Below are 207 nucleotides of genomic sequence, written 5' to 3' on the forward strand. Positions count from 1 at the left end.
TGATTTGTAACGTTATTCGCTACAATGCGAACGACAACCCGACCAAGCAGACTGCATTCAGCCAGTATGACCGTCCGCAGGCTCGCCGTCGTTATGCTGAAATTGCCGACCACTTGGGTCTGAGCGCACCGGGCGACCGTACTGCTGCTAAGATCGAGAAACTGCTGGCATGGCTGGAAACGCTGAAAGCTGAACTGGGTATTCCGA

1 protein-coding gene is annotated in these 207 nt (G+C 54.1%); it reads left to right on the forward strand.

Annotation, left to right across the window (positions count from 1 at the left end; translation table 11 throughout):
* The coding region (locus EIZ39_RS26305) for a hypothetical protein (protein WP_164985365.1) at positions 1-207 on the forward strand (207 nt) is incomplete at both ends.

It is taken from the genome of Ammoniphilus sp. CFH 90114 (assembly GCF_004123195.1).
Classification (GTDB): domain Bacteria; phylum Bacillota; class Bacilli; order Aneurinibacillales; family RAOX-1; genus YIM-78166.